Origin of the sequence: uncultured Brachyspira sp., assembly GCF_944390595.1 — a bacterium.
Classification (GTDB): Bacteria; Spirochaetota; Brachyspiria; order Brachyspirales; family Brachyspiraceae; genus Brachyspira.
In genome coordinates, this window is sequence record NZ_CALXRN010000035.1 from 1 (window position 1) to 5,685 (window position 5,685).

At 31.9% G+C, this 5,685-nt stretch carries 5 protein-coding genes; 2 read left to right on the plus strand and 3 right to left on the minus strand.

Annotated elements, in window-relative coordinates; all coding sequences use genetic code 11:
* Positions 1 to 397 precede the first annotated feature (397 nt).
* Together Q0J90_RS01975 and Q0J90_RS01980 are read left to right on the plus strand one after the other, a co-directional pair.
* The gene (locus Q0J90_RS01975; RefSeq protein ID WP_297276312.1) at positions 398 to 760 is read left to right on the plus strand and encodes a methionine-R-sulfoxide reductase; all 363 of its coding nucleotides are present in this window, start codon (positions 398 to 400) and stop codon (positions 758 to 760) included.
* 19 nt (positions 761 to 779) lie between these two features.
* Complete coding sequence (locus tag Q0J90_RS01980; protein WP_297276313.1) at positions 780 to 1,550, plus strand: ankyrin repeat domain-containing protein; 771 nt, start codon at positions 780 to 782, stop codon at positions 1,548 to 1,550.
* A gap of 42 nt (positions 1,551 to 1,592) precedes the next feature.
* Here the strand turns inward: Q0J90_RS01980 and Q0J90_RS01985 are convergent, their stop codons facing one another.
* The 3 genes from Q0J90_RS01985 to Q0J90_RS01995 form a co-directional block, all read right to left on the minus strand.
* On the minus strand, positions 1,593 to 3,077 hold the full coding sequence (locus Q0J90_RS01985; RefSeq protein ID WP_297276314.1) for a BCCT family transporter: 1,485 nt from the start codon (positions 3,075 to 3,077) through the stop codon (positions 1,593 to 1,595).
* Between the two features lie 90 nt (positions 3,078 to 3,167).
* Positions 3,168 to 4,490, minus strand: a complete 1,323-nt coding sequence (gene grdH / locus Q0J90_RS01990; protein WP_297276315.1) for a betaine reductase selenoprotein B — start codon at positions 4,488 to 4,490, stop codon at positions 3,168 to 3,170.
* Between the two features lie 11 nt (positions 4,491 to 4,501).
* A partial coding sequence (locus tag Q0J90_RS01995) for a glycine/sarcosine/betaine reductase component B subunit (protein WP_297276316.1) occupies positions 4,502 to 5,685 on the minus strand: 1,184 nt, incomplete at its 5' end.

Below are 5,685 nucleotides of genomic sequence, written 5' to 3' on the forward strand. Positions count from 1 at the left end.
ATTTTCTAGTTGGGTGTCCGAAATGTACGCCTGCCTCTAAAAGGTCTTTCATAACTGGTAATGACATAATCATATCCTTTAAAATAAAAATAGAGTACCGACTACGGCACCCTATCCATAAATTTCAAACATTATTTTAAAACATTAAAAATATAAAAAATCATAATGCTTTGATTACTAAATTAAGTAACAACGTCTTTTCTATATTCAAAATTTATAGTGAATAATTAAGAACGTTTTGCTATTATGGAAAAGTTTACCAATATAATCGGTGTAAAGTATACTATCATATAATAAAAAAATGTCAATTACAAAAAATAATAATATTAAAAATAAATTTGTAAAAAATATAAATAGAATTATAATATTATAAATAAAAGTTAGAGGTATATAATAAATGGAAAAAAGAGAACTTACAGAAGAAGAAAGAAATGTCATTATTTTCAAAGGAACAGAATACCCTTTTACAGGTGAATACAATGATTTTTTTGAAGAAGGCATATATTGCTGCAAACAATGCGGGGCAGAATTATACCGCTCTGAAGACAAATTCAAATCTCATTGCGGATGGCCTAGTTTTGATGATGAAATAAAAGGTGCAGTAAGGCGTTCATTAGATGAAGACGGATACAGGATAGAAATTACATGCAATAACTGCGGCGGACATTTAGGACATGTATTTCAAGGAGAACATCTTACAGAAAAAAATATAAGACATTGCGTAAACTCTATATCATTAATATTCAAACCTAAAAAATAAATTTTATTAGGAGATTATTATGGAAAATAAAGAAAACATTATAAAACTAATAAATGAACTTGGTATAAACAACTCTACCAATGAAACATTAAATATAAACAATACAGTTTTTTATAAAAATACAAATGCTTTAATGATGGCATCTTATTTTGGTTTTGATGATATAGTTGAGAATTTAATAGAAAATGGAATAAACATTAATGCTAAAGATATTAATGGTAAATTAGCTATAATGTTTGCTATAGAAAATAACAACATAGATATAATTAATACCCTTATAAAAAATAATGCTGACATAAATATTCAGGACAATAAAGGTATAACACCTATTATGTGGGCTTCTGGAAATTGTAAAATAGATGCTGTTAAAATATTATTAGAAAACAATGCTGATATAAATATAAAAAATACTTACGGTGAAAAACCAATTATATGGGCATCAAAAAAAGATAATCCTGAAATCATACAATTATTAATAAACAGCGGTGCTAATGTAAATGAAGAAGATGAAGATCATTCAAGCTGTGCTATGTGGGCTGCTTACAATAATTTATATGATAACATGAAAGTATTAATAAAAAATGGTGCTGATATAAATGCTAAAAATAGCGATGGAAATAACAGTTTAATGTTGGCTGCTGAATGCAACAGCATAGAAGTTCTAAAATTATTACTTGAAAGCGGAAGCGATTTATATGAAAAAGATAATTATGGCACAACTGCATTAATGTGGGCGGAAATGCTTGATAATAAAGAATGTGTAAGAATATTAAAAGAGTATATAAAATAAGGGAGCTTATAAAAATAAACTCCCATATATAAAAATAGTTAATTAAATAGAATCTTTTTTCAAAATCTTTACTATAGATATCATTGCAAATATCATAATAAATGCAAATGGGAATGCTACAGCAATAGAAGCTGTTTGAAGCATTTGTAATCCATTAGATGTTCCTATCATTAAAGCTAAAGTTAATCCTGATTGTAATATACCCCATAAAATCTTTTTAGGACCTGTAGGATTTAAATCTCCATTAGAACTGAACATAGCTAAAACGAAAGTGGATGAATTTGCAGAAGTAACAAAGAATGTAACAAGCAGACAAACACATATCATAGAAATAATATTTCCGAATGTATAATTGCTTAGTACACTAAATAATGTAGTAGGAGTAGATTTTATTGCCTCTTTAGCAAATTCTATTCCTTGTTCTATACCCATAGTACCAGCTATAACAAACCATATAAAAGAAGCCAATGAAGGAGCAATTAATACACCAATGATAAATTCTTTTATTGTACGTCCTTTGGATATACGTGCTATAAAAGTACCTACAAAAGGCGCCCAAGCTATAAACCAAGCAAAATAGAATATAGTCCAAGAACCATACCATTTTTTATTAAAGAAAGCTCCAGCTTCTAAACTGCTTCCTATAAATGTTTGTAGATAATAACCTGTTGCCTCTATCATAGTATCTAATATTTTTATGCTAGGTCCTATTAAGAAACAAGCTATAATAACAAATGTAAATATATATACATTAATATTTGATAAATGTTTTATACCATTATCTAATCCTGTAACAGTAGAAACTATATATATTATAGTGATTATTATAACGATAGTTAATTGTACGGAAACGGTTTCAGGGACATTAAATAAAAATTTTAAACCGCTGTTAATTTGATAAGTACCAAGTCCTAAAGAAGTAGCAATACCTGCAACTGTAGCAAATATAGAAAATATATCAATAATTTTACCAATAGGACCATTTACCTTATCCTCCCCTATAAGAGGAATAAATACACTGCTAACCAAACCAGGCTTATTATATCTAAACTGCATTAAAGCTAATGCTAAAGCTAAAATTGCATAATTAGCCCAAGGGTGAAAACCCCAGTGTAAAAAAGATTTCTGCATAGCAAATCTAGCTGCTTCGGAAGTACCTGGTTCTGCTCCTAATGGTGCTACAAAATAGTTCATAGGTTCAGCAGCACCCCAGAATACTAAACCAATTCCCATACCGGCAGAAAATAGCATAGCAAACCATGTTAAAAAACTATATTCTGGTTTTGAATCCTGGGGTCCTAATCTTATATCCTTATATTTGCTGAAGAAACCTATCCACACAGCAAAACCAACAAAACTCATCATTGTAATAGTATAGAACCATCCGAATTTATCTACTAAAAAACCAAACATGCTATTTGCTACTGTTTCAAAAGTTTTAGGAGAAACCATCCCCCATATAACAACTAATAAAGTAACTATTATAGAAATTACAAACGTAGAATTTACTTGTTTTTTGTCGCTCATAAGATATTCCTTTTTAAAGATTTTATAAGCATGCGGCAGAATAAATCATACCGCATGTTTTTAATGGAAATTATTTATTAAATAGAAAAATTATATTTTTACTTCAAATACAGTTTGTTCTTTAACATCTGTACATAAAGCATCAAGAGCAACACCAACTCTATGATAACGTAAATTCCATTGTTCTTCTTTAGTAGTAGCAGGATCTCCCAAAGGATAAGGTATAGATATAGCAGGAACCATTCTGTTAGTACCAACACTTTTAGCTACTGGTATTAAATTAGCAATCTGTACTATAGTTATTCCAGCTTTTTCTATTTCTTTTGTCATCGTTGCACCGCAACGAGTACAAGTTCCTCAAGTGGAAACAAGTAAAGCAACTTTGATACCAGCTTCCACTAATTCATCAGCTATTTCTCTTCCCATTCTTGCAGCCTCAGCCTGAGTAGTACCGGTTCCTACAGTAGAGTAGAAATATTTATATACTCCTCCTATTTTACCTTCTTTTTGATAAGCTCTTAAAACATCAAGAGGAACTATTCTGTCAGGGTCTTCATTAGCAGCAGCAGGATCGAAACCAGCATGTATAGTCATATATTCACCTTCTACTAAATCATCTTTACCAGAAATATCATATTTACCCCATTTAGTAGCTGATGCAGACTGTATTCTGTCTGGGTTTCCTACAGGAACTATACCTCCGCTTGTAACTACAGCAACTTCTAATTTTGATAATTCTTCTTTTGTTACAGCTTTTGCTATAGGAACTAATTCTTTTTTAGGTATAACAAGTTCTGAAGTAAATGGTTCTCCTTTAATTTTTTTAAGAAGCATATCCATTACTCTGTCAACAGCAGGAACATTATTTTTTGTCCAAATTTGTTTTCTAACACCTCTGCCGAAATATCCTTCTTCTTCTGCAGGTAAAGTTTCCTCACCTTTGAGAAGTTTAATTGCAAATTTACTCATAGCAAGAGTATCTTTAGGCATAGCAGCAGCTGAAGCACCGCCTTTGAATATATACATATCTTTTTTGAACATATCAACGCCTGGATTTTCATCATTCATAGATGTTATTACAGGAACTTTGAATTGTTCTTTTACAGCCTTACATACTTTACCGCAAGCAACTCCATAACGTCCGGCTCTAAAAGCAGGGCCTGCAAAAAATACATCAAATTCTTTGTCTTTTAAAAATCCCATAATAGTATTTAAAGCTTCATCAGGATTACTTCCTATAAAGTTGTCACCGCATATAATAGTATGAGTAATCTCTACTTCACCTTTAAGATGATTAGAAAATGCCATAGCAGGACCAACTAATTCGGTTTTTATTTCAGGCTTATAATCCGCCATGTCTTCGCCGCCTACTCCAGCAAAAAATTGATTTATATATAAAATACCTTTTTTCATTTTTTCGCTCCTTAAAACTCTGCCATAGTTTTTGTAGACCATCCAACAACCATGTCTCCGCAGAACATAGCATTATTCTCCATAATTATAGAGCCGTCTTTTCTAACAGAAGGACCTAATACAGCATCATTGCTCCAACCGCCTGATAAACCGTCTCTAGCTAATGCTTCCAATTCACCTATAACTGTAGGCATAGGAGGAAGCTCTATCATTTCAGATACGTTTCCGCAAGAAACTATAGCATTGGCTTTTTCATCTAAAGTTACTAATGGCTGAGAAGCACCGTCTCTTCCAGTACATTCATTTGTCAAACCGATAGTTTTTACTTTAGCATCTTCTAAAGCAACTATACAAGCTATAAAGTCAGCATCTGGGTTACCATAACCTTCTTCAGCAACTATAGCAGCATCAGCTCCTATATTGTTTGCTATCTGTGCAACAAATAATGCTGCCCTCTCTTTCTGCTCTAAAGCAACATTAAGGTTAGAAAATATAATTCCTAAAAAATTAATAGTTTTTCCATGCTCAGAAAATAATTTCTTAATCATTGGGAAATTTTGAAAATCGTAAGTTGACCATTTAGAAGAACAAGGCATGAAAGAACCAGATATAACTGCTCCTCCTAATATTTCATTCGGATGCATTAAAGTAGGAAGCATTCTGTTTGTATCCCAACCATAAACTAAATCATTATATCCGTCATTTTCCATTTGAGACTGAGCCTGTAATACTAATGCAACTTTAGGAAGTTTGCTGTCTCTTGAAGAATCAGTAAGGCTTGGAAGTTTATAAACTTCAACCTCTTCTGGTTTTTGCTCCCTAACACAATTTCCTAAATATTCGGCAAGTCTCATTCCAGCCCAGCGAAGAGCTCTATTTTTCTTTTGCTGTTCATTTTTTTCAAACTCTTCATCGGTATCAGCAACTAAACATACATTTAAAAGTTTGGAATAATATGTATACTTAGCTCCTTCTCCTCCCATATCTATTAATCCGTCTTGGAATCCGCCCCAATGTTTGCCTACAGCCAATACACTGCAGTTTTTTAAAGCATGCATAACACCATCGCCTGCTCTGTACATAGGACCTAGAACTCCCGGAAAAATAGTTTTACCGTCTAAACGGCATCTTGGCTCTATAGCCTCCTTTACAGGAACTATTCTAACCATATCACCGGGCTTAACAATAATAATAT

Coding starts and splice junctions, on each gene's coding strand:
- Q0J90_RS01975 (WP_297276312.1), top strand. CDS start 398: ATGGAAAAAAGAGAACTTACAGAAGAAGAAAGAAATGTCATTATTTTC.
- Q0J90_RS01980 (WP_297276313.1), top strand. CDS start 780: ATGGAAAATAAAGAAAACATTATAAAACTAATAAATGAACTTGGTATA.
- Q0J90_RS01985 (WP_297276314.1), bottom strand. CDS start 3,077: ATGAGCGACAAAAAACAAGTAAATTCTACGTTTGTAATTTCTATAATA.